14 protein-coding genes, 1 tRNA gene and 4 pseudogenes are annotated in these 23261 nt (G+C 43.3%); 6 read left to right on the top strand and 13 right to left on the bottom strand.

The features are described from left to right. Nucleotides 1-49: 49 nt before the first annotated feature. The 7 genes and pseudogenes from XDD1_RS19745 to XDD1_RS07570 form a co-directional block, all read right to left on the bottom strand. A pseudogene (locus XDD1_RS19745) lies at nt 50-455 on the bottom strand (HNH endonuclease); the annotation flags it as partial. Continuing rightward, nucleotides 432-989, bottom strand: a pseudogene (locus XDD1_RS19740) (phage major capsid protein); the annotation flags it as partial. The pseudogenes XDD1_RS19745 and XDD1_RS19740, both read right to left, overlap by 24 nt. Nucleotides 990-1115: 126 nt before the next feature. After that, on the bottom strand, nt 1116-1511 hold the full coding sequence (locus XDD1_RS07585) for a DUF1240 domain-containing protein (protein WP_045970071.1): 396 nt from the start codon (nt 1509-1511) through the stop codon (nt 1116-1118). Continuing rightward, on the bottom strand, nt 1508-2473 hold the full coding sequence (locus tag XDD1_RS07580) for a hypothetical protein (RefSeq protein ID WP_084720970.1): 966 nt from the start codon (nt 2471-2473) through the stop codon (nt 1508-1510). Before XDD1_RS07580 ends, XDD1_RS07585 begins: the two co-directional genes overlap by 4 nt. Nucleotides 2474-3033: 560 nt before the next feature. Continuing rightward, nucleotides 3034-5201, bottom strand: a pseudogene (locus tag XDD1_RS07575) (primase-like DNA-binding domain-containing protein). A gap of 90 nt (nt 5202-5291) precedes the next feature. After that, nucleotides 5292-5402: pseudogene (locus tag XDD1_RS19890) on the bottom strand (Arm DNA-binding domain-containing protein); the annotation flags it as partial. Between the two features lie 185 nt (nt 5403-5587). After that, nucleotides 5588-5675: transfer RNA gene (locus XDD1_RS07570), tRNA-Ser, on the bottom strand. Nucleotides 5676-5857: 182 nt separating this feature from the next. Here XDD1_RS07570 and tusE point away from each other — a divergent pair. Beyond that, the gene (tusE, locus tag XDD1_RS07565) at nt 5858-6187 is read left to right on the top strand and encodes a sulfurtransferase TusE (protein ID WP_045973389.1); all 330 of its coding nucleotides are present in this window, start codon (nt 5858-5860) and stop codon (nt 6185-6187) included. Nucleotides 6188-6202: 15 nt separating this feature from the next. On the opposite strand, the gene yccX is transcribed toward tusE, so the two are convergent. Beyond that, the gene (gene yccX / locus XDD1_RS07560; protein WP_045970069.1) at nt 6203-6481 is read right to left on the bottom strand and encodes an acylphosphatase; all 279 of its coding nucleotides are present in this window, start codon (nt 6479-6481) and stop codon (nt 6203-6205) included. A gap of 231 nt (nt 6482-6712) precedes the next feature. Here yccX and hspQ point away from each other — a divergent pair, with 231 nt between their 5' ends. Further along, nucleotides 6713-7033, top strand: a complete 321-nt coding sequence (gene hspQ / locus XDD1_RS07555; protein ID WP_187651412.1) for a heat shock protein HspQ — start codon at nt 6713-6715, stop codon at nt 7031-7033. A 68-nt stretch (nt 7034-7101) separates the two neighbouring features. On the opposite strand, the gene XDD1_RS07550 is transcribed toward hspQ, so the two are convergent. Continuing rightward, the gene (locus XDD1_RS07550; protein ID WP_045970067.1) at nt 7102-7515 is read right to left on the bottom strand and encodes a CoA-binding protein; all 414 of its coding nucleotides are present in this window, start codon (nt 7513-7515) and stop codon (nt 7102-7104) included. Nucleotides 7516-7568: 53 nt separating this feature from the next. Then, nucleotides 7569-9641, bottom strand: coding sequence for a DNA helicase IV (gene helD, locus XDD1_RS07545; RefSeq protein ID WP_045970064.1), 2073 nt, complete (start codon nt 9639-9641; stop codon nt 7569-7571). 66 nt (nt 9642-9707) lie between these two features. Between helD and yccS the strand changes: the two genes are divergently transcribed. Continuing rightward, nucleotides 9708-11876 carry a YccS family putative transporter gene (gene yccS / locus XDD1_RS07540; protein WP_045970062.1) on the top strand — a complete coding sequence of 723 codons (2169 nt, stop codon included), beginning with the start codon at nt 9708-9710 and terminating at the stop codon, nt 11874-11876. A gap of 128 nt (nt 11877-12004) precedes the next feature. Here yccS and XDD1_RS07535 read toward each other — a convergent pair whose 3' ends face one another. After that, nucleotides 12005-13195, bottom strand: a complete 1191-nt coding sequence (locus XDD1_RS07535; RefSeq protein ID WP_045970060.1) for an Ig-like domain-containing protein — start codon at nt 13193-13195, stop codon at nt 12005-12007. Nucleotides 13196-13628: 433 nt separating this feature from the next. Between XDD1_RS07535 and XDD1_RS07530 the strand changes: the two genes are divergently transcribed. Both XDD1_RS07530 and XDD1_RS07525 read left to right on the top strand, forming a co-directional pair. Further along, nucleotides 13629-15137, top strand: a complete 1509-nt coding sequence (locus XDD1_RS07530; RefSeq protein ID WP_045970058.1) for a hypothetical protein — start codon at nt 13629-13631, stop codon at nt 15135-15137. Between the two features lie 296 nt (nt 15138-15433). Continuing rightward, complete coding sequence (locus XDD1_RS07525) at nt 15434-16168, top strand: Thoeris anti-defense Tad2 family protein (RefSeq protein ID WP_045970056.1); 735 nt, start codon at nt 15434-15436, stop codon at nt 16166-16168. Nucleotides 16169-16187: 19 nt separating this feature from the next. Here XDD1_RS07525 and XDD1_RS20350 read toward each other — a convergent pair whose 3' ends face one another. Further along, nucleotides 16188-16424 (bottom strand): hypothetical protein, encoded by a 237-nt coding sequence (locus XDD1_RS20350; protein WP_197541008.1) that lies wholly within the window; start codon nt 16422-16424, stop codon nt 16188-16190. 336 nt (nt 16425-16760) lie between these two features. On the opposite strand from XDD1_RS20350, the gene XDD1_RS07515 reads away from it, so the two are divergent. After that, the gene (locus XDD1_RS07515) at nt 16761-18293 is read left to right on the top strand and encodes a hypothetical protein (RefSeq protein WP_045970052.1); all 1533 of its coding nucleotides are present in this window, start codon (nt 16761-16763) and stop codon (nt 18291-18293) included. A gap of 204 nt (nt 18294-18497) precedes the next feature. Here XDD1_RS07515 and XDD1_RS07510 read toward each other — a convergent pair whose 3' ends face one another. Beyond that, a complete protein-coding gene (locus tag XDD1_RS07510; RefSeq protein ID WP_045970050.1) occupies nt 18498-23225 on the bottom strand; it encodes an autotransporter outer membrane beta-barrel domain-containing protein in 4728 nt (1575 codons plus the stop codon). Nucleotides 23226-23261 lie beyond the last annotated feature (36 nt).

Raw genomic sequence — 23261 nt, 5'->3', positions numbered from 1 at the left:
GCCACGAAAGGGGGTATTTGTCATTTTTGACTCCCCCACCCCAATCATTTCATTCTGCAACTAACCAGTCCCGACACTTTGCCGCCCGTTCTTCCCGTTCCCGATACTCACCGTTCTTGCGCTTCTGCTTGGTTACTGGGTCTTGGGTAAACGTCTTACTGTTATGGCAGCGATGACATATTGACTGGTGATTGAAGTCAGGCCAGAACAGTACATCGCTGTCACCGTCTATCGGGATAATGTGGTCAACAATGGTTGCCGGGGTGTAAATATTGGCTTTCAGGCAAATCACACATAAGGGATTAGCCTTAAGGTACATCAAGCGATATTTACCCCATTGATTGCTATAACCGCGTTGGGTTCGGGTGCCTCGCTGCTTATCCTGCATACGCCGGGCTTCCCGTTTGTGCTCATCACATCGGCCGGATTTTTACCCGCTGTTTGCAGCCGGGATAGGCGTAAATCGGGAACAGTTTAATGCTGACTTCTTCCATCTTCGGCGTAGCTGTCTCACCGCGTGCCTTACCCTCTTCCCCGTGTGCCACCGCTGCCCCACCGACTGAAACCAACTGTTTGTATTCGTTGCTGCGCGTAGTCTTGAGGGTACAGATCCGGCGCATAACCGACTCATCCGCCAATTGCTGCATAATCTGCCTGTTTAGCTCAGGAATAACGGTATAGCCGCCCTCGGACGGCACACCCGTAGACAAAGTACGGGTTTCACCAGTCACGATATAGTGGCGCAGTTCGTCGTTGCTGAGTTTTTCACTGGTCGGCTGGATCTTCGCCTGATGGCGTTCTTCATCAGCAATTGACTCATAGCGGGCAATTTCGGCGTTCAGTGCATCGGACTGGCTGCGCAGTTCGTCGAACTGTTTAGCTTCATCTTCGGTCAATGAGCGTTTTTCAGTTTCGGCCTTGGTGAGCAGGGAGCGCATTTGTTCAGTGAAGGTTGCCTTTTGCTGGCGTAATTCGAGTAGCTTTTTCATGGTGTTTTGTGGTTGGTTTTTATATGCTTTAAACACTATTTAACATCATGATAAACAATAAAAAAGCCCCTGAAATTCAGAGGCTAAACTTGCGAAAACATGAGGACAGAATATTTACAAACTTTTTCATTTACACAGTGATAAATCTTTTACATAGGTGGTTGGTGACATCCACGATAATTTATCGCATGTCAGATAACCATCACTTTTTAACTTATAATCAACATAAAAAGAGATAGGAAAACCAATTATAAATGATGCAATCATCAACCTACTAAGATATTTAACAACTATCTTGTTAAATTTAGGTAGTCTATCAAAGATAAAGAAAAAAACAGAGCCTGATAACGAATATAATAATAGAGGTGAAGACATAACAACCATGACAACAGTGCCAGAAAATCTTATTTCATCTTTCATTAATATTAATGAAATAGCATCGTCAATAATGAAAGCAACTATAAATGTCATTAACAACAATAATATTAGCACACCTAATGCTTTAAGGTATTTACTATTCACCTGAACCTTCCTAATCCATTAAAAAAATGCCGTAAATCCGCTTCCGGTGTTCTTGGTTTTTTCTTCATTTCTTCTTTTATGAGTGCTATTAATTTTTCACTTATCCCATATTGCTTATCAAGAGCATCTAAAATATAAGCCACTGCAAAACCAGCAAGTAAAACTATTCCCGCAACAGCAATTATACTGCCACCTAAAGCGGCTGTAGCAATTAAAGCTGAACCGACAGCCCAAGAGGCTGTCGCGATAATAGCAGTTTTAGCCATATCCATGGTTACATTTCCAAGAAAATCGGCTAGCGTATATTCATCCTTAAAAATACTTTCTATTACTCGATATCCAATAGAAAAAATGATGGAGAATCTAACTCCTTGAACAACGCTTGCATTAAGGCCCTGCTGCCCAATTCCCATTCCAAGCATTTGGGGATTTTGGGCACGATATCGTGTCCCCATGATACGACCTCGAAGACCTGCATGCCCTGATATGTGAATATACCTTTCCCCATTTTTTCCTACATGTTCTGCCGCTGTAATGCCTAAGCTCTTAAATTCTCGAACAACATCATGGAATCCACGTGAATCATAGATATTTCCTGCGTAGGTAGATATGGGATCAGTGACAGAAAATACACGCGCCATAGGATTTTTTTTCTTGTTTCCTACGTCCATACCTCTTGCAAATGCTTCTTCATAACTTAGGTGTTTTTCGTTCATACCTCTTGCAAATGCTTCTCCATGATTTGGACTTTGTGGACGGCGGGGACTGATATCCTCAATAATGCTTTGAGCTTCTGATAATGTGAGAACAAAGTGATACTGGGTATTATCCCTCAATACTTTTTCTAGACCAATAGCATCAAAAAATTCATGTTGAGGCTTTAGCTGATTAATTCCCACATTCCCCCTTAAAACATCCCCCATATAGCCATCCCAAGTAGGATTATATTTCTTATGTGTCATTCCTCAATTCTCCATAATATTCGTCATGAATAATTTCATTAATTACTATTAAGGCATGTAACAATCAAGTGATTTGTGTCACGATTTCCATATAGCATCAATTAAACAGGATATAACAGCAATACTTATCTATTCCAGCATGAATAAAAGATCACCAGCAAAATTGTGATTAATCTCTCTGCTTAAATAAAATCAGATAATTACCTAATTTAAATTTCAGATAGTATCCTAATAAAAAAACAAATTGATATACTAAATTTATCTTCTTAGATTCCTCCGGCTTTTATTTACCTGCCAGAAGATACCCCCCTGAAAATCTTTTTCATCTCCTCAGTTATGCACCCTCTGCACAATCCCCTGAAAGCCTTGCTACATCTGGGTTTGATGCAATTAATATGATATTCACTGACTGTATCATCTGTTCACCCATTTTTTACCCTAATGAAGAGAATGTAGAGTTGATGTATAGTTAAAAAAACAACTATACATCTATTATTTCCTTTTAAATACAGTAAGATATTTGAGTTGGTGTATGGAATGCAGACTTAAAGGCAAAAGTTTTATACAGGTAATTTAAAGTCTCGACATTCAGGCACTGACGGTAGCCATTCTTCGGCCTCTTCCGATAACTCGACGTTATAAGAGTAACCTTTCTTGGTTCGCACTTTCCGATACTCTTTCCGGTATTCCAGCATAATCTTAGGGATGGATTCACCAAACTTAGTCAGTGTCAGCGGACGTTCAAAGCCGTGCGCCTCCATAAAAGAAAGATAAGCATGATATAAATACATTCTCGGCGCTCGTGGGCTAATATTTTTATTACCCATCTTCATTCCAGTTGTATCATTGACAGACACCAGATAACCGCAAAAGCGATACAACGGATCAGAATTGCTTTTCACTGTTAATGCTTCGTTAGAATCGCGTTGCGCCTGTAGCAGTTTCTTAGCCTTATTTTGGTCGGCAAATTCGTTTAATAAGTGGCGTATAATCACCGGCAGTTCCCGACTGATTTTCTCCGGCAATTGTGGATCTTTCTCGGATTCCTTGACCGGAATATTAAACGGAAATATCACCCGCCGCCTTGCAATGCCGCCATTGCGCTCGGTAAAGCTCATGGGTTCGTTATTGGTGGCTAATACCACGGCTTTAATAACCGTTGAAAATTGCTTCTCGTATTTTCCGTCAATTTCAATCAGGTCGCCGCCGGTAATGGCTTTAATGCCCGCACCTTCACCGACATATTTAACCTGATCGGGCAACGTAATTAAACTCTTACCGACAAATTGATAACGGCCTCTCGCTTCATCCAGCGCTTTCATATTACCACTGGCAGTATTGTGTTCTCCCGCTAATAAGGTCGCAATATACGTAAAGATGCTTTTACCGCTGCCGCCTTCGCCTGTCACTTCAATAAAGAGCTGCCAGTCATAACGGTTTGCCAGAATCATAAACAAGGCGGCTTTGATGCGATTCATCTTGTTTTCATTCTGCCCTGCTGCATGGGATAACCAGCGATAAAAGTCAGGAGCATGATCCGACAAGTTCTCACCGAGAACGGGCTGGGTAAACTCAATGCCATTATGGTTCATGAGCCAATGTTCAGGTTGATGGGGAGTAAATTTCTGTGTAGTTAGCTCATACACGCCATTGCTGAACCCGATTAAATCCGACTGTTGTTCGCCAATGACCGGAATTTGTAATTTCATGGCGCAGATAGCGTTATTGATCCCGTTTGGGCTGTACGGGGTGTCGTGCTGGTCGAAGATTGCCACCATTGCGCGACGCAGCTCGTTATCTGACACAGTTTCCCATGTCGTGCCGTTATAGTGATAAACTGCTTCGCTTTCAGCATGTACCGCGATTTTTTTGTAATGCTCAACCAATAATGCCCCGCGTTGACTGGCGGCCATTTGTGCCAGATGGGGACTTTTTTTCTTATTTTCGTGGATCACGGCTGCTTCTGCGTTCACTGCCTTTTTCTCCCCCACCTGATATAGCCCGTGACTGAATGCCTGCTTTGCTGCCTCAATGCCGTGGTGCTGGCGATAGTCGTCCCAATCGGCTTTATACTCCGTGGGCGGTAGCGTTACCCAGCCATTAATCGCTTTGGCGGTCTTCTCTGCCGCTATCTTGCCGACGTTCTTCTTGGGTTTGCCGTTTTTGCCCAGCGCTCCCGGTTCATGCCAATCGTTATCGGCCGCAAGAATGATCTTCGCGTCTGGCCACCGTTCCCTGACCTGTTCGGCCACGTTAGGTAAGTTACCTTCATCCAGTGCCGCCAGTACCACACCCTCATGTAACTGACTGACCGTTAAGGCTGTTGCGTAACCCTCGGTAATGATGCACGTATCCGGTGTGCCGGTTATCTCAGATACGGGGATAACACTCCCCTTTTTCTGAGTGCCTGCAACAAGGCGTTTTTCACCGTTCGGCTTAATGGTTTGCGCACCGGTGATAGTGCCGTTCAGTGTTTGGGTGATCAGCAATAAAATCCCCTCTTTCAATAACCGTTGTTTGGGGCATTGCAGCCCCTTTTTCGCCAGATAGCCGGATTGCCCAAATGTGGCTCGAACCAAGAGCCTGTTCACTTTCTCGATTATTGAGGGAGTCTCTGATTTGGGAGCCTCTTTTCTGGCGGGCTTGGTTCCGGTAAGGGCAGAGCCAGTGCCCCCGAAACTAACTTAGCGGCTGCAAAGACTGTGATCCCTTTAACCCTTGCCACCAAATCCAGCCCGTCACCGTGATTGGGCTGGTCACACTGGCGACAATGCCAGTCGCCATTACCGTGATCCGCAAAGAATTACAATCAAGAGGTATAGAATCTAATTCTTGAACTAACCAACAAATACAAGCCGCCACCATCGGATAGCTTAAAATCTTTATCTTGGGGTTTTACTGTTTCAACTTGCCGGGCTGTTAGTTTCATGAGTCTAGCATCCTCGCAACTGTGGGGTATTTTTTAAAGGGGTACAAAAATATACCCCTATATATACCCCCTGATTGGGATACATTGCAATAGATGCTAGTAGACGACTATAGAGTGTAATTTGGGGATTTTCGTTGATTTTACTAAGAAAATTAGACTTGAAGAGACGTTGGGAGAAGTGTAACTGGCGGAGGAGGAGAGATTCGAACTCTCGGATGGTTTCCCATCGGCGGTTTTCAAGACCGCTGCCTTCAGCCGCTCGGCCACCCCTCCGCGATGTCGAGCACTATAAACATCACTATTCACAATGTAAAGTATTTATCGGCTCAACTGCCGTTAATTTACTCACAATACGGTCTGTTGGTCTACTTATTCAGCATCTTGGGTAATCTTTCTTGGGAATAATGGTTATTTTTGCTAAATTGCGGCCATCGTTATTGGATGGTAAAAAAGTTATGTTGGTATTTGAAGGTCGTGAAATCGAAACGGACGCACAAGGTTATCTAAAAAATTACCGTGATTGGCAAGAAGCCATGGCGCCTGTTATTGCCGGGCAAGAGGCTATCACGCTAACCGAACAGCATTGGGAAGTGATACGTTTTGTACGTGAATTCTATGAAGAATTTAATACTTCACCCGCTATTCGTATGTTAGTCAAAGCGATCTCGCAAAAATATGGTGAGGAAAAAGGCAATAGCCGTTACCTTTATCGCCTATTTCCTAAAGGGCCGGCAAAACAAGCAACTAAAATTGCCGGCCTTCCGAAACCCGTTAAATGTATTTGATCGATTCATCCGTCATTAGTGACGGATGCTAAAATCACTCATCTCTTCTGCTTGACAAAGCTGAGATCTAAAATGTTCTATTTTGGCACTCGGTGGCCCGCCCTGCTCCAGCCAATGTGTTAACATTTTGATTTGCGCATCATTGCCACTCGCGACAATTTTAACACTTCCGTCATCCCTATTGCGGACATATCCCACCAGCTTGTTTTTCTTTGCCCAACGGTAAGTATGATAGCGGAACCCCACTCCCTGTACTCTTCCGTAGACATAAATAGTCACGCTGTATTTAGTCATCGTTACATTCCCCCCAGATAAGATGGTAAGCACTTTAAAAACGCTAATCCCACTTTTGATATTGTATTTTATATACGCAACAGCTAACCTGAAATTGTGAGGTGGCGGTCACATGTCATCTTGGCTTCAAAAATCATGCAGAAATTCCGGCTACCGCTACCGGATGTACGCTTGAAATTTACCTTACTGTCCCTATATAAGAGTCATTGCAAAGTTTCTTTGGAGGTGACTATGATGATCGCCAGCAAATTCGGTATCGGCCAGCAAGTACGACATAGGTTGCTGGGTTATTTGGGTGTTATTGTCGATATTGATGCAGAATATTCTTTAGAGCAACCGCAGGAAAATGATATTGCATCTAATGCGACTTTACGTTCTGCGCCGTGGTATCACGTTGTAATGGAAGATGATGATGGACAACCTATCCATACTTATTTGGCAGAAGCTCAATTGACTTACGAAACATCGGATGAGCATCCGGAGCAATCTTCTCTGGATGAGTTGGCCGAATCTATCCGCAGTCAATTGCAAGCTCCGCGACTACGAAATTAAGTGCTGTTATTACCATTATCCAAATCATAACAGTAAGGTGGTGAATCATTCACCCATCGCCGCCTTATTCACTTTTCCAGCCCCAAGCGTGGGATTTCAATTTTAGGACAACGATCCATCACAACGTCCAGTCCTGCGTTTTCTGCCAATACTTTGGCTTCTTCATTGATAACGCCTTGTTGTAACCAAAGCACTTTCGCGCCAATGGCGATAGCTTCCTGCGCAACGCCATAGACGGCTTCCGCATTGCGAAAGACATCAACCATATCAACAGGCTGTTGAATATCAGATAATTGGCTCACAACAGGCTGATTTAATAAAGTTTGTCCCGCCAGTTTAGGGCTGACAGGAATAACGTTATATCCCTGATCCAATAAATATTTCATCACCTTATAACTTGGGCGATGCGTTTTCTCGCTCGCTCCGACTAACGCAATGGTTTTAACTTTTCCCAGTATATCGGCCATATATTGCTCTTTCATTTAACCTCCCATATCCCCTGTGTCAGGTATCTTGTAACTTGCGTTTTTTACGCTTACGGTTTGCGTTGAATCGGAACGCCCAATTGCGCCAATTGATGAATAAAAATTGATGGATTTTTCGGCTCCTGCATTAACCAAACCTGCTTTTTTGCCCGCGTCAATGCGACGTATAAAAGACGACGTTCTTGTGCATCAGGGTAATCCTCAGGTGGCGGCAATAAAACCTGTTCCATCACGGAGCCTCTTTCTGGTGCCGGAAAACCATCTTCGCCCTGCTGCAATCCCAAAATAATGACATAATCCGCTTGCTGCCCTTTAGCGGCGTGAATGGTCATAAATTCAATTTTCAAATTTGGCCAGCGAGTCGGCGCTTTTTTCAATAATTCGGGTTTGAGATAGTGATAACGCGCCAATAATAAGATAGTTTCCTGCTTGGTAACATAACCACTCATTTTATTCAGCAATGTTTCCAACTGCTCTTGCGGTAAAATCACAACCGATTTTTTATTCCCTTTGGTCTGGCTATTGAGTGGTTTCTTTAATTGATAAGGATTTTGTTGGATAAATTGGTTAGCTATTTCTCCAATACGGTCATTGAAACGATAAGTTGTATCCAATATACATTTCACTCCGTTGCCAAAATAAGTTGAAAATACCGTCGTTAACGTTAATTCAGCCCCACTAAAACGATAGATTGCCTGATAATCATCTCCCACCGCAAAGAGATGGGTTCGCTTATTTTGTGCTTTCAATGCGGTTAATAATTTCATTCTCAAGGGGGAAATATCCTGAAATTCATCCACCAGAATATGTTTCCATGGGCTGATAAACCGATCTTTCTGTAAGATATTCACCGCTTGATGGACTAAACCAGCAAAATCGATTACCCCTTCCGATTTCAATGCGGATTTCCAGGCTTTCAGCAACGGTGCCATAAGCCGCAGATGTTTCTGCAATATATCGCTATAAGCAGCAGGCGCCTGTTCAATCATCTCTTTTTGACTGCCGCCTTGCATACGTATTAGCGCCAGCCAACGTTCCAGATGGACCGATAAGCGCGTCGTCAATGACTCATCATGCCAATATTCACCTTCGGGTAATGGCCAATCTAATTCTTCGCTCAACCATTCTCGCCAGCCTTTAGCCCGGGCTTTTTTTTCTTTGCACTGTTTTTGCCATTCCTGAATAAGAAAATCACGGCGTTTTTGGATATCAGTTTCCAGCTCGCTAATTTTCGGTGACTTATTGCTGCCTCGCTGAATAATATGCAATGCCAAGGTCTGAAATGTGTTGGCTTTTATTTCTTTTGTTGCCAAATGAGCCTGAATACGTTTATTCATTTTATCGGCGGCCTGACGATCAAAAGCCAGCAATAAAATTTGTTCAGGCAGGGCTTGTTGGCGTAACAATAACCATCCCGCGCGCGCCACCAACACAGCGGTTTTGCCACTGCCCGCCCCCGCCAAGATCAAAATATGTTGTTCACCATTCATCACGGCCTGACACTGGGAACGATTCAGTGGCGACGTTTTTGTTCCTATTGGTTGGAAAAATGTCTGGAAAAATTGTCCATGTTGCACCAGCATGCGATCTTCCCATTGCTGATTCAGGGTGTGAATTATTTTCCCCCCCTTCTCTAACCAATCCAGACAAATCTGATAATTGCCACGACAATGTTCAAATTGCGCAATTCGTTGTAATGGCAAAGGCAAAGCCTGAAAGGTTTCCTCGATTTGTTGCCGCACAGAAGCTAAATCTTCGCTTTTCAACCAACGGTTTTGTTGTTTGATTTTATCTATTTTATTGACTTGAGCCGCCAAAACACCCGCGCTGACATCACTCATCTCGCGGCTCCATTTTTGCCATTCCTTTAATAAGTCATGGTAAAAATGTTGTGTTTGCTGCCATTCCGTGCCGTGCAGACGAACCACTTTGCCTTCTGGTAATTCAAATTCCAGTTCCCCCCAAACAATCCCTCGCTTACACTGAATAGCAATTAATTGATTAAAGGGAATAAGGTACCGGTGTTTGTCACCGCTGACTTCAATACCCGCATTAAGCAAACGCACCCGATTATAAGGGTGTTGAGCAAAACGTTGGCCAATTTGTGTTGATTTTAGTTCCATTGTCGTGGCACCGTACCTGAAAATTATTGAACTACTTCATCACGTAAATGTTGTTAGGGGTATTTTGTGCGAACGGTTTTATCCAGCTCCCGCCATTTTCTGTATCACAGTCACATCCTTTATTATATCCGTATATTCATTGCACTAACAGGAACCACGCTTATTCCCTGGCTATTAGGAGAAGATCTTAAAATAACGATTCCGTTGCTGCTGGGAGTCGTTGCGGCCGCATTAACCGATCTGGATGACCGTCTGGTTGGACGCCTGCGCAACCTCATCATTACTTTAATTTCGTTCTTTGTTGCTTCCGCGTCTATTACCCTGCTGTTTCCATATCCGTGGCTTTTTATGCCCGGTTTAGCCCTGTCCACGTGCGGCTTTATCCTGCTTGGTGCCTTGGGACAACGTTACGCGACCATCGCTTTTGGGGCTTTGCTTATTGCCATTTATACCATGTTGGGTTCGTCAATCTTCCCTCTCTGGTATCAACAACCTTTATTACTGCTTACCGGAGCAATCTGGTATAACTTGCTGACATTAATCGGCCATCTATTATTTCCTATTCGTCCCTTGCAGGAAAATCTGGCACGCTGTTACCAGCAACTTTCAGCCTATCTCTATGCGAAAACCAGCCTGTTTGATCCCGACTCGGAGGCTGAGGAATATAAACACGCGGTGTTTGATGTTGCGATGGCGAACAGTGCGTTAGTCACCACGCTCAATCAGGCCAAGAGTTCGTTGTTAAGCCGCTTAAGGGGTGATAGGGGGCAACGGGGTACGCGCCATACGTTGCATTATTATTTTGTTGCCCAAGATATCCATGAACGCGCCAGTTCATCCCATATTCAGTATCAGAAACTGAGAGAAGTGTTGCGCCACAGCGATGTTATGTTCCGCGTTCAGCGGTTACTTTCCATGCAGGCGAGGGCATGTGAGCAAGTTTCACAATCGATTATCCTGCGTGAGCAATATCAACATAATCCACGGTTTGAAAACGCATTCAGCTATCTTGAAAGCTCTATTGAGCGTTTAAAAAGTAAGCAAGGCACGGATACTAAGATAATGGCATTGGATAATTTATTGAAAAACTTACGTGCCATTGATGCCCAATTAACCGGATTAGGTTCGGATCAAGATCTTCTTTCTCAAAATATCCCTGCAAAAGATAAACAAGAAGAGACCCAGTTATCCGAGGAAGCGCTCACTGGCTGGCGGGATATCGGGTTTAGGATCAAAAGTAACCTGACACCCAAATCGGCCCTGTTCCGCCATGCGATCCGCATGTCCGCCCTGCTGTGTACCGGCTATGCGATTATTCAGCTATTTGATTTACAGCACGGTTATTGGATTTTGCTAACCAGTTTATTTGTCTGCCAGCCAAACTATAGCGCCACCCGCCGCCGTCTGGCCCTGCGTGTTATTGGCACACTGGCGGGGATTTTAATTGGCCTGCCAATTCTCTTCTTTGTCCCTGCTATTGAAGGTCAATTAGTGTTGATTGTTATTTCCGGCCTGCTGTTCTTTGCCTTTCGTAATAGCCAATATGCCCATGCCACGCTATTTATCACGTTACTGGTATTACTGAGTTTCAATTTATTAGGCGAAGGGTTTGAAGTGGCATTGCCGAGAATTATCGATACCTTAATCGGTTGTGGCATTGCCTTACTGGCCGTCAGTTTCATCTGGCCGGATTGGAAGTTCCGTCAATTACCTCAGGTAATTACCCGGACAATGGGAGCCAATTGCCGCTATTTGGGTGCGATTTTAAGGCAATACCACCAAGGCAAAAGCAATAGCCTGAATTATCGCATCGCCCGCCGTGACGCCCATAATTGTGACGCTGAACTGGCATCCGTGATCTCAAATATGGCATCAGAGCCAAAAAACGATCGTATTTCCCAAGAAGCCGCTTTCCGTTTACTGTGCCTTAATCACACCATGTTAAGTTATATTTCTGCCTTAGGCGCCCATCGCGATAAACTCAATGATCCTGCCATTTTGGAAATCCTGAATCATGCCATCTGCTATGTTGAATCTGCCTTAAAACAAGGCCAGATAAATGATGATAGATGGCAAGCCGAGGTGAATCATTTACTGGAGAAAATCAATCTGGCACCTTCTGAAAGTCACAATAAAATTCAGTTGATATTGCAACAAATAGGATTACTGATTGAGCTGTTACCGGAATTGATTTGCTTGAAAAAACAGATTAGTGAGCAAGAGCCACATAAATAAACTTTCTTCAGGGGCGATCCCGCCCCTGATAAAATTGTTTCTTCAATAAATTAATAAATACCGTTGAAAAACATGATTAAATCAGTAAAAAAACAGGCTCAAAATTTTGGATTCTGTTTTTTTATTACTTAAATTTCTTCTTGCGTACAGAGGAGAGTATCACTATCTGTTGTGGATTTAGTTGACAGATCCTTAAGGCTAAACCCAACATAAGAAGTGCCACCATTACGATTATCAATCACCTTGACAACTTGCTCCGGAGACAATCCTGTACCATTTAACTGTGGCCAATCCCGCAGATTGGGATACTCTCTCAATAGCGGTCTAATCTGACTCGGCGGTGTGCCAGGTTCTGTCCACAAATCCGTCAACATCACTGACTTATACTTGAGGTTATTTACAGTATCAATCGCCTGCTTCTCGCATACTCTATTTGCGCCAGTGTCAGTCGAGTTTGGTATAGCGATAAAAGAGCGCTGCATATTCATTGTATAAGTGTAGGCAGCCATTGCCCCTGTGTGGATATTAGTTACAGTCGTTCTGATCTTTGATGGTTCTCCCCACGCGATTAGGTCGATTTTGAATTTCTTACCTTCGACTCCGTATTGATAGATAGCATTACTTCCTGAGAGTACCTCACTACTGGCTGTTTCAGTGCCGTAAGTAAAAAGAGGCTCTTCTTTCTTAAGCCGTATTTCTCCAAGTATACTATCTATCCTGTTATTAGGTTCCTGCTGACTTTCCGTAAAGAAGGCATCAACCCCTGAAATTCCTGCATCATACGGTATATCCCATTTCCCATTCACCTCTTCACCATAAAAACTGTACACATACAATCCAGCAGGCTGATCCTGTGGTATAAAGTTCACAGCAGTGTCAGCCATATTTTCTTGTTTGTCATCTTTCGTTACAACTTCTAGCTTGACCTTGACATTATTAACACCGACAAAACTGGCCAATTTTGCAGTTAAGTATCCATCTTTATCCGTGGTCAGGCTTTGATCGCCGAAAAACAGTTTACCTTCCCCTTGCAACTTGTCGTAAGCATAATTGTTGTCACTGGCATCAACCACGCTCCAAATCACCTTATCTTCATCAAAGGACAGATGGGGTATAGCTTTACCACTGGCAGCATCGGTCACTTTTACCCTATAGGCATAAGCCTGTTTTCCATCGCCATAAAGATCTTGACTAGCCGATGTGACTTCAATCTCTCCAAGATTAATGGCAGCAGAGACGTGCATTGATATCAATAGCAAAAACAAAAAACCGATGTAAGGCAACAATCGAATGAATCTATTATTAATATATGTGTTCATATAAAGCTCCTCGTGTAATATTTTATATTCCAGTACCCATAAGAATAAAAAATTAATCTTTCTGAGCACTTAAGACACATTAAACGACTTATTACCAACGAGGTAATGAATTTTTGTTATTGTGTGATAATAAAAAGTTATCGGTTGGTTAAAACAATAAACACAACATCCAACTCATCTCTTTTATTGATAATTAATTAAACAAAATACGAGTAAAAGAATTAATTCATATTAACTTTAGCATTTAATTGTTTTTTTATTAAAGGCATTGCCGTTATTAATTATACGTGAGATTCTGGCCGCGAATCATAAAAAGCAATATCCAATGGATATGTTAAGTGACAATACCATATAAGTAAATATATCGATCAGTTATAGTTTTTTCTAAACATAAATAATCCTAACAAACTCATATTTTGAAAGGAGTAATATCATGACTGCAAAAATTGAGACACTTCCTGCAACCAACGCTAGTATTATCAAAGGCCAACCCTTTAGTGTGGTTGTCACAGTGAGTGGTGAGACATCTTTTAGAGCGAATACAGAAATAGATATCGTTAGTTCAACCGGTGTACATTTGATAAAAAAATTCCCAGGTGTAGTTGTTAAAACTGATTTTATCCAACAAATGGTATTTCTTGCGGACGATACGACTAGTGATTACAAAATCTCGTTTGCTGCGAAAACAGCAAGCAAGCCAAATGGTTCGGTAGACTATAAACCTGTCGATAATCCCCATCTGGATCCAGCGACTTGCTTACTCACAGGTTCTTCGTCTTATCTGTACGACCCAAATCCCGTTAGCTTATCAGGTGCGGCTCCCACACCAAGCAATCCATTCATTCAAGTGTCAATCAATCCGAAGATCATTGGCGGGGGTCCAATTTCGGAATATTATGATATTCAGCTTCGTGCAACGGCACCTGTGCGGATATTCAGGATGGACGATTCTGAAATTTTATCTTATAAAACTGATCTTGAAAATCAGTACTACGATTATCTGATTGATAAGCCATCAACAGAAGCTGTTAATCTGAAAATATACGCCACTCAAGGAATCGATCAATTCGTCGGGCTTGAAACAATATTTAGCAAGATGGAGTTTAACCAAAAACAAACTATATTCATTGCTACTTCTCCAATTACTACATCCGCCGACTTTGCTCCGCCGAGCATTCAGGAAACCTATCAATCTTCTACTTTAACCAGGCCAGATAAGCCCAATTATTTCCATTTCATGGTTCCTCAGAATAATAACTTATCTCCCGGTAACTTCTTAATCGGATTTGTAACAAATGATGATGAAAATATTTATAAAAAAGAATTGATATTCAGTGAATTGGAGGCTGCTGAAGATTCATATTTTAAATTTAAAGTTGATTACAACGCTATGTATGACGGGCTCAACTTTATCAGCTATGTTACTCTTGACAACACGGGCAACCCCGTTGGATCCGAACCCAGCTATATAGATTATAAGAGCGGCGGCAATAATGGCCCTGATCCCGATGACCCAAACCGGACTCTGGTTGCTCCGGAGGTATATGATCAGTGGGGTCGATATATTGGTATACATCAGGCAGTCAATATCAACAGTGTCGGAAAGAAAGGAATTGAAGTCTGGCTGCCAGTCGCCACTCATGATCCAAATAAGCTCGCCGTGGGTGATTCCATTACGATTAAAGCCTATATTTCATACAGTGTTGATATGAGAAATCCAGTGCGTCAATTGCCCATCATTGCTATTTATAATTACGTTTTAAAACAGAATGATATAGATAATGGTTATTATAAGCATACCATTGAAGCCGATAAACTTATGGATTATGACACAGCAAAAGGAGCCTATGAAGGTTCTATTTCTATAGAATATAGTCGCCTTACCCAAAACCAGAAATCACAACTTTTCACCAGAGGATTCGACACATACGTACCTGAATAACCAAAGTATCTAACATGCTAATAATTACTGTTATTAGCATGTCTCCTTTTATCAGAAGCATGTAATACCCATTGCTCGAACAACATACGAGCAAGAGAAATATTATATTTTCTTGGATTCGCATAACATAATAAGTGCAACATTGTTAATCTGGAAGTAAACAGACGCTCACTCCCTTAAATTAGGCTTAATCGTCTATTTTAAGATAAATATATCTGACCTAAGTAATATTAACTAGCTGTTTATTAGTAGGATAAAATGACCTTGTACTTTAACCAATAACAAGTGAGGGATTTATGTCTAAAATTAATAAGCTAGATAACACTGACTTGAATTGTCCATTCAATCCAGACCAATACAAAAAAAAGGTTGATGTTGAAGTTGATGGCGTACCACCCATTGGTTCTCTTCCGTGGGCACTAATTCAGGTGTATTTAGGGAAGGTGGTGAGTCGTAGCAGCTGGGATGACTCAAACGAATATATACAGCTTACCACTAAAAGTGACGGCAGTGCCCCTGTCCATATTGAGAAGCATGATCAGCAGAGCTTTCCGTATGATTGGGAACCAACACCAGAAGACTTGATATCATGTGATTGGCAGTTGGTGAAGATAGAACCAAAGCCAGTTGGATGCATGCTGTCTTTTGATCTTAAGATAGGAACAGCCCAATATAATAGCGGCAGGGATCAAGATTGGGGATATGCCCAAGGCTCTTATGGTACTCTGACTAACTTCCAAAGCACTATAGGCATCCGAATTATCGAAATGTTCCGCTTATTTGACCCGCTCATTGATAATTCTCAGGAAATAGACCTGAGTGTTGACACCCAAAATCAACCGGACTTATATAGAAAGAATCTTGAAGTAATGGTTGATGGTTCAACTTATCATCTCGGTGCTAGCAGGAATAGTACTGCAAATACAATTACAACTGATTTCGTCTATGAGCTTGGTGACGCAAAAAAACTAGGTGACCTAATGAAACAAAACCTAGATAAAACATTGCGTTTTTGTTTCAACTGGAAATAACCCAAATCTACGCTCATATTCAAGCCCCGCGAGTTGCGAGGCTTTTTCGATCAACCAGCGTGACCAGATAAGCATTCTGACTGCATATCGTATCCCCTTCAAAATCGCCGACGCGCGCCCGTTTATCCGCAATAGCAGGACGTTGGCTGATATCCACCCGATTCGGAATGTGGCTCTTGCCTGCCTTACGTTTACCGCCTTTCCAGCGTGTTTTACCAATACGGGGCAATCGTTTGTAAAGAGAACCTATTGCCAACGAGGTAATGAATTTTTGTTATTGTGTGATAATAAAAAGTTATCTGTTGGTTAACACAATAAATACAATATCAAACTCATCTCTTTTATTGATAATTAATTAAACAAAATACGAGTAAGAGAATTAATTTATATTAACTTTAGCATTTAATTGTTTTTTTTATCAAAGGCATTGCCGTTATTAATTATACGTGCAATTCTGATTGCCAATCATAAAAATTAATATCCAATGGATATGTTAAGTGACAATGCCACATAAGTAAATATATCGATCAGTTATAGTTTTTTCTAAACATAAATAGTCCTAACAAACTTATATTTTGAAAGGAGTAATATCATGGCTGCAAAAATTGAGATACTTCCTGCAACCAACGCTAGTATTATCAAAGGACAACCATTTAGTGTGGTTGTCACAGTGAGTGGTGAGACATCTTTTAGTGCGAATACAGAAATAGATATTGTTAGTTCAACAGGTGTACATTTGATAAAGAAATTCCCGGGTGCAGTTGTTAGAAATAATTTTATCCAACAAATGGTATTTCTTGCGGACGATACTACTAGTGATTACAAAATCTCGTTTACTGCGAAAACAGCAAGCAAGCCAAATGGATCGGTAGACTATAAACCTGTCGACAATCCAGATCTAAAACCGGATACTTGTGTACTGAGAGTATCGTCGGCTTATCTATACGACCGAAATCCGGTAGACTTCTCTGGTAATCCCCCCACAACAAACAATCCATTCATTTCGGCGTCAATTAACCCGGTGATAAGAGGAGGTAGTCCAATTTCAAACTATGATATTCCGCTTCGTACAACAGGTCCCCTGCGAATATTCACAGAGGACATGGTTGAAATCCCACCTTATGAGATTGATCAAGAAAACCTGTATTATTATTACCTGCTCAATAAACCATCAACCACTGCTGTTAACTTAAAAATATACGCCACTAAAAATATCAGCCAATTCGTCAGTATTGATACGATATTCAGCAATATCGAATACAATCAAACACAAATCATATTTGCTAACACTAGTCCGATTGATATATCCAGCAACTTTGAGCCTCCAGCCATTGAGGAAACATATTCGTCCTCTACTTTAACAAAGCCGGATCAAGCGGATGAGTTCCATTTCATGGTTCTTAGCTACGAAGGAGCTAAATCCGGTGATTTCATCATCGGATTTGTGACGGACAATGACAAAGATATTTATAAAAAACAGTTGTGCGTTGGGCAGCTAGAGATTGAAGAAAACGGATATTATAAATTTAAAGCCTCTTATGACGACATGTACAATGGCGATAATTTTATCAGCTATATCGCTCTTAACCAAAAAGGCAACCCAGCAGGTTCCAAACTTAATTACATAAATTATGATAATGGTGACATGAATGGTCCAAGTGCTAATGACAAGCACCGAACTCTTCTTGCTCCGGAGGTATATGACCAGTGGGGACGATATATTAGCAAACATGAACCCATTAATATCTATAGCATCGGCACAAAAGGGCTTGAGGTTAGATTGCCATCCGACCCTCATGATCTGGAGCATACAATTACCTCAGGTGACATGATCACGATTAAAGTCTATATCTCACACTATGTCGATATCTACCCTCAAAAAGCACGTCCTTTGCCGATTGTGGTTGTTGAAAATCACATCGTGCAATCAGCAGAAATAACAAATGGCTATTATAAGGTTACCATCACGCCCGATAAACTGATGGGGTATGACTCAGCAGATGGTTATGATGTGGCAGTATTCACGATAGACTACAGCCGTCTTGCCCAGAACCAGAAATCGAAAATTTTCACCAGAAGCTTCGGTACAGTAGCACCAGGAGAAAGAGGAGATTCGGTAGAGTAATGCCCTGACCAGAATAGGTGACTGCTATTTGACGGTCACCTTCATTAAGATAATAGCGGCACAATCGAATACAATAATTTTTTTATCTGTCTAACTGGGTGGTCTCTCTATCACATCGGGTAACCGCCCGCTTTTTAATCAACAAAGATCTCTGAAATTCTTTACCGTGGGATAATACCCACGGTTTTTTAGTTAATTCCAGCATTACCAAGTCGCTTTTAGACCAATTTTTGCGCTTAGCTCGTAGCTGTCGGCAAAATTATTCAGGCTGGTATTAACTGAAGTCTGACCATAGACGAAAGAATTATTATCATTCCAACTGTAGGAACCACCGACACCGCTCTCCGCCCACGTGCGGTCATTCCCAGCGTGGAAGGTAACATCAGCAACATCAACCGTGTCATTACGCCCCAAAAGCTCCTGACGAATGTTGAAAAGACCGTAAAGATTTGCGGCTTTTCCATCCTTATTCTGCTCATCACGCCATTTTTGACGATAATCTATCGTCGTGCCTAAGCGAAGTTTCATGCTCTCGCTTTGGTCAAAGCGGATTTTGGTTCCAAACGTGTCATGGAAATCATTCATCTTGACAGAAGAGAAAGCGAGCTGCGCTTGCGGAGTCAGTGACCATTCCGGCGTCAAGTCAAATTGTTGTCCTGCTTCCAGGCTTAGCGCATATCCCAGCGCGGACTTATTATCTCCCAAATGCCGGCTGGCCGTCTTTGAATTCAGGTCATTGCCAAAGTAGGTCACCTGAGCCAATCCATCCAAATAAAATTGATTATTGCCGTGCCACGTGCTTGTCGTGCCTAGCGTATAACCATTTGCCCGAATATTACCTTCACCATGCACAGAACCTACATTAGCATTAACATTCGAATATTGCAGGAAACCACCGCCAGTGACTGAACCTTGGTTATTTTCATAAAAACGTTTGTCCATGCCAACCTGAGCACGGACCATGTTGTAGGTGATCGCATCCGCACCGGATGTCGAGACATGTGGCGACAATTTACCGTATGAGGCGGTCATTCGCCCCCATGCCCCATTGCTTGTACTCTCGTCTGTGCTGCCCTCGCCAGCACTGCTTCTGAACTCATCTTTGCCAAGTCTTTGCGCCTTACGCCCCTCGGTTCGGTCACGCAAAGTTTCTGGTGTATTCAACGTCTGCAACACCCGGCCATAAGCCTCATAAACGCTAACACCAGCATGATAAAGTCGCGGCGGTTCTGGTTTGGGCTTGGGTTCTGGTTTAGGATCTGGCTTGGGTTCCGGACTGGTCAGTGACGAACGCAGATACCAGCTTCCATCCGTATTGTCCGTGCCATTCTTATAAAGACGATAAGCATAGGCACCAGCGACAACGGCCGGCTCTCCCTTATAGCGATAGTCACCTGCCAAACTGAAAGTGCCGTCCGATGTCCCTTGCACTTCGACAACCTTGATACCTTCCTTCGTCGGTGCACCGTTCCCAGCAACATTTTTAATCGCGAGGTGAGTTGTACCAGATGTGCTGCCGTTCACCACAAGCCTGTCAGTCTTTGAGTTATCGCCTTCCAACACGGTCGATAAATTCACCATCCCGTTATTGCCGCTATAATTACCCGTGATCGTCAGTGTACGCCCTACGGCTTTGTCATCTCCGCCAGCCAAGACGGTGCCACTGTTATTCAACGCGGAAACTGTCGCATTAAATCCGCCCATATCCAGCGTACCGTGCTCCCCGACAGTATGGGATGAAACGGCGCTGAAAGCTCCCTCTGCCCCTTGGCGAAGCGTCCCCCCCTGTACTTCTGTCGTACCTGCATAGGTGTTCACGCCTGTCAGGAGGGTTGTTCCGCTACCGGCCTGCACCAATTGCCCTTGTCCTTTTAAGGAACCAGAAAATTTCATTTGATCGGCACGGTTGAAGACAAGTTTCCCTTCACTGCCTATGGCGACATCACCGGAAATACTGCCTTGGATGCCACCGTCACCAACCTGAAGGACACCCCGTGTCACTTTCGTGCCCCCCGTGTAGCCATTCTTACCTTTTAAAATTAACGTTCCGTAATCTGTGGTCTCAAGCGTTGCCGAACCCGTCAGGTCTGATTCAATCGTCGCAACCCAGCCCGCTTTTGACTTATTTCCCGTTCCAACGCGAATTTTGGCACTGCCTCCTTGATCATTTTCTAAGACCAGAGAAGCCCCCGTGATTTTGTAACCATCAGAGCTAAACTGCATACCATTTACCGTGACATTGCCGCCGCTATCATCTACCTGCACCGTTCCCGCTGTACCAGCGAAAATGGCAAACTGATCGGTATTTTTCCAACTGGCATTGAATTGCCCAGTTTTTGACGTCCAGTTATGATTTCCACCGACCTGCCAAACACCATCGCCACCATCAATGGTGCCATTGTTATATTTGCGGGGATCACCCCCATCCCAATAGTTCAGGAGCATCCCGCCCGTATTGGTGAGATAAACCTCCTTACCTCTATTCGTATCGAGAGAGAGCGAATCCGGTTTTCCACCCGTGAATGTCATTCCATTATTTTTTAAGGTGCCGCCATAATTGAAAATATCGTATTCACCCACAGCGAAACCACTAAGTTCTGTGACATTAAGCGTTCCTGCCAGTGTCAGATCGCCATGCACATTAAACAATGCAGACGCAGGGGCATTCTCCGCCCCAAGCGAAATATCCACATTTGCGCCACTGCTGAGGATCAGATCATGGCCAAATGTCAGAGCATTACCGCGTTTGCCGGTAAGATGACCGCCACTTTCAATCGTTGTCTTACCGCCAATGATGCCGGTACCATCAACAGTTCCCCCATTTTTAACATTGAGGGTCGACGCTGTTGTGCCTAGCTTACCGTCAACAGCAAGCGTTCCGCCTTCAACCGATGTTGATCCTGTGAAGGCCGAGGAATCCGAATTCAGCATTGTGATGCCGGAGCCAATCTTGTCGATATGACCATTTGCGGAAATAGCACCGTCAAAGCTGCGGGTTCCATTCGGATTGAACGTCAGGGTACCGCTGTTTAAAATAGCGCTCTTGGCAAGGTTTCCACCCGTGCCGCCATTGCCGAGTTGCAACGTGGCACCCTTGCCAATGGTCGTCTGGCCTGAATAGGTGCTGTCACCGGTCACGATGGCTTTCCCTCCGGTGACTTCCAACGTCCCCGCTCCGCTTATTTCACCACCAAGGGTAACCTCACTGTTAGCCGCACCGGCAACAATTACTGCGCCCTGATTATCAATGCCGGAAAGTGAGAGTTTGCCGATTGTGGTGCCATCGCCAAACCGCAGTTTGCCTGATGTCACGGTAATCGGTTTACCCGTAGCCACATTACCGGTCAGGGTCAAATCACCCGTTCCCTGTTGGCGAAGCGTGCCGATACCTTCAATATCAGCCGCAAAAGTGGTGGGAGCCGTGTGGTCAAAAGCCAGTACGCCATCCTGCCCGATGGTCACCTTGGCCGTTTTATCAATACTTCCCGTCGTCCCGTTATCGCCGAGTTGCAAGGTACCCGATTCGATTTTTGTCTCACCGGTATAAGTGTTAGCGCCTGTCAAAATGGTTGTGCCACTACCTATTTGATGAACAGAACCTGCTCCGTTTATATTGTGTTGATAGGTCGCCTTATCGCTACGGTTAAAATAGAGGTCTCCCTGATTATCAATGTCACCGGAAAGGCGGCCTGTTGTCTGCCCGTCCCCCAAACGTAACGCACTTCCCGATAATACTTTAACAGCCCCGACATCCATATCGTGAGTAAATGTCAGATCCAGAGATCCTTTACTTCCAATGATAACCTGTGAATCTTTGGTGCCGTGAACATCACCATTGAGGGTTGCCTTTGAGCCAGACATAGAAAGAGTGGCACCGCCAAGCTCCACATTGCCGTTAATCGTGCCGGCATTATCAATACCGTTGGTAATGGTTCCCTGATTATGGATAGAAAATTTATCTCCTTGTATCACGCCACCATCCAAATTCATTATGGTATCAACCACGCCTTTATCGTCGATATCAATGCCATTTTGCTTTCCATATATCGTAGAAGCGTTGGTAATCTGTTTAATTTTGGACGACTTGCCAGATGTATCTTGCCCAGTGACCTGAATAGCATCCTGATCAGCCGTGATCCCTTTACCCCCAGGCTGATTATTGAGCGTGTCGAGGTATCCGCCATTGGTAATAACAATGCCATGATTGGGTCCGGTCACAGTTCCATCATTATTAAAAATGCCGACCTGACCGCCACCTTGAATATAGATCGTTCCATCATCTGGAAAACTGTCCTCAGATGTCAGCGTCCCATGGTTATTAAGCGTGTTAAGTTCTGCCATTTGGACAGATATCCCATCAATCGATCCTCCCTTCCGATTAATGATGGTCTCTATTTTCCCTTTACCGCTATTCTGCATCCCATAACTGAGTAAGATTGACTGAACTGCGTCAGAAGCATTTTCTGGTTTGATGACGCCATCATTATCTAACGTTCCTATATGACCAGAAACCCATATGGCTCCTGAATTTCCACTTATGCTTCCATGATTAAGCAGCTTTCCAACGGAACCGCTATAAGTTACGGTAACGCCACCACTTCCTTGCAATATTCCATTATTCTCAATGCTATCGACTGAAATCACCGGATCCAGATCTTGGTTACTGCCAACATTAACCGCACTGTATTTCAAGTTGTAGCTATCTGAGTGATCCTTATCCACCCCTTGGGGGACATCAATAGATGCCCTTTTCTCGATAATCAGATTTTCGCCAGCTGATACGTTATAGGGTTGGGTCTGATTATCGCAAATAGTGGTCGTCGTACCTGAAGAGCCGCATGATGAAGCCGCTACTGCATGAACACTGATTCCTGGGAAAAATAAAGCCACTCTAAGGGCTATTGGCAATATCGCTTTTCGATATATTTTCATAAGTGGAACCCTAAACAACCTGAGTTTCGTTTAAAA

Origin of the sequence: Xenorhabdus doucetiae (assembly GCF_000968195.1) — a bacterium.
Classification (GTDB): domain Bacteria; phylum Pseudomonadota; class Gammaproteobacteria; order Enterobacterales; family Enterobacteriaceae; genus Xenorhabdus; species Xenorhabdus doucetiae.
This window is presented reverse-complemented; position numbering and strand designations above follow the sequence as displayed.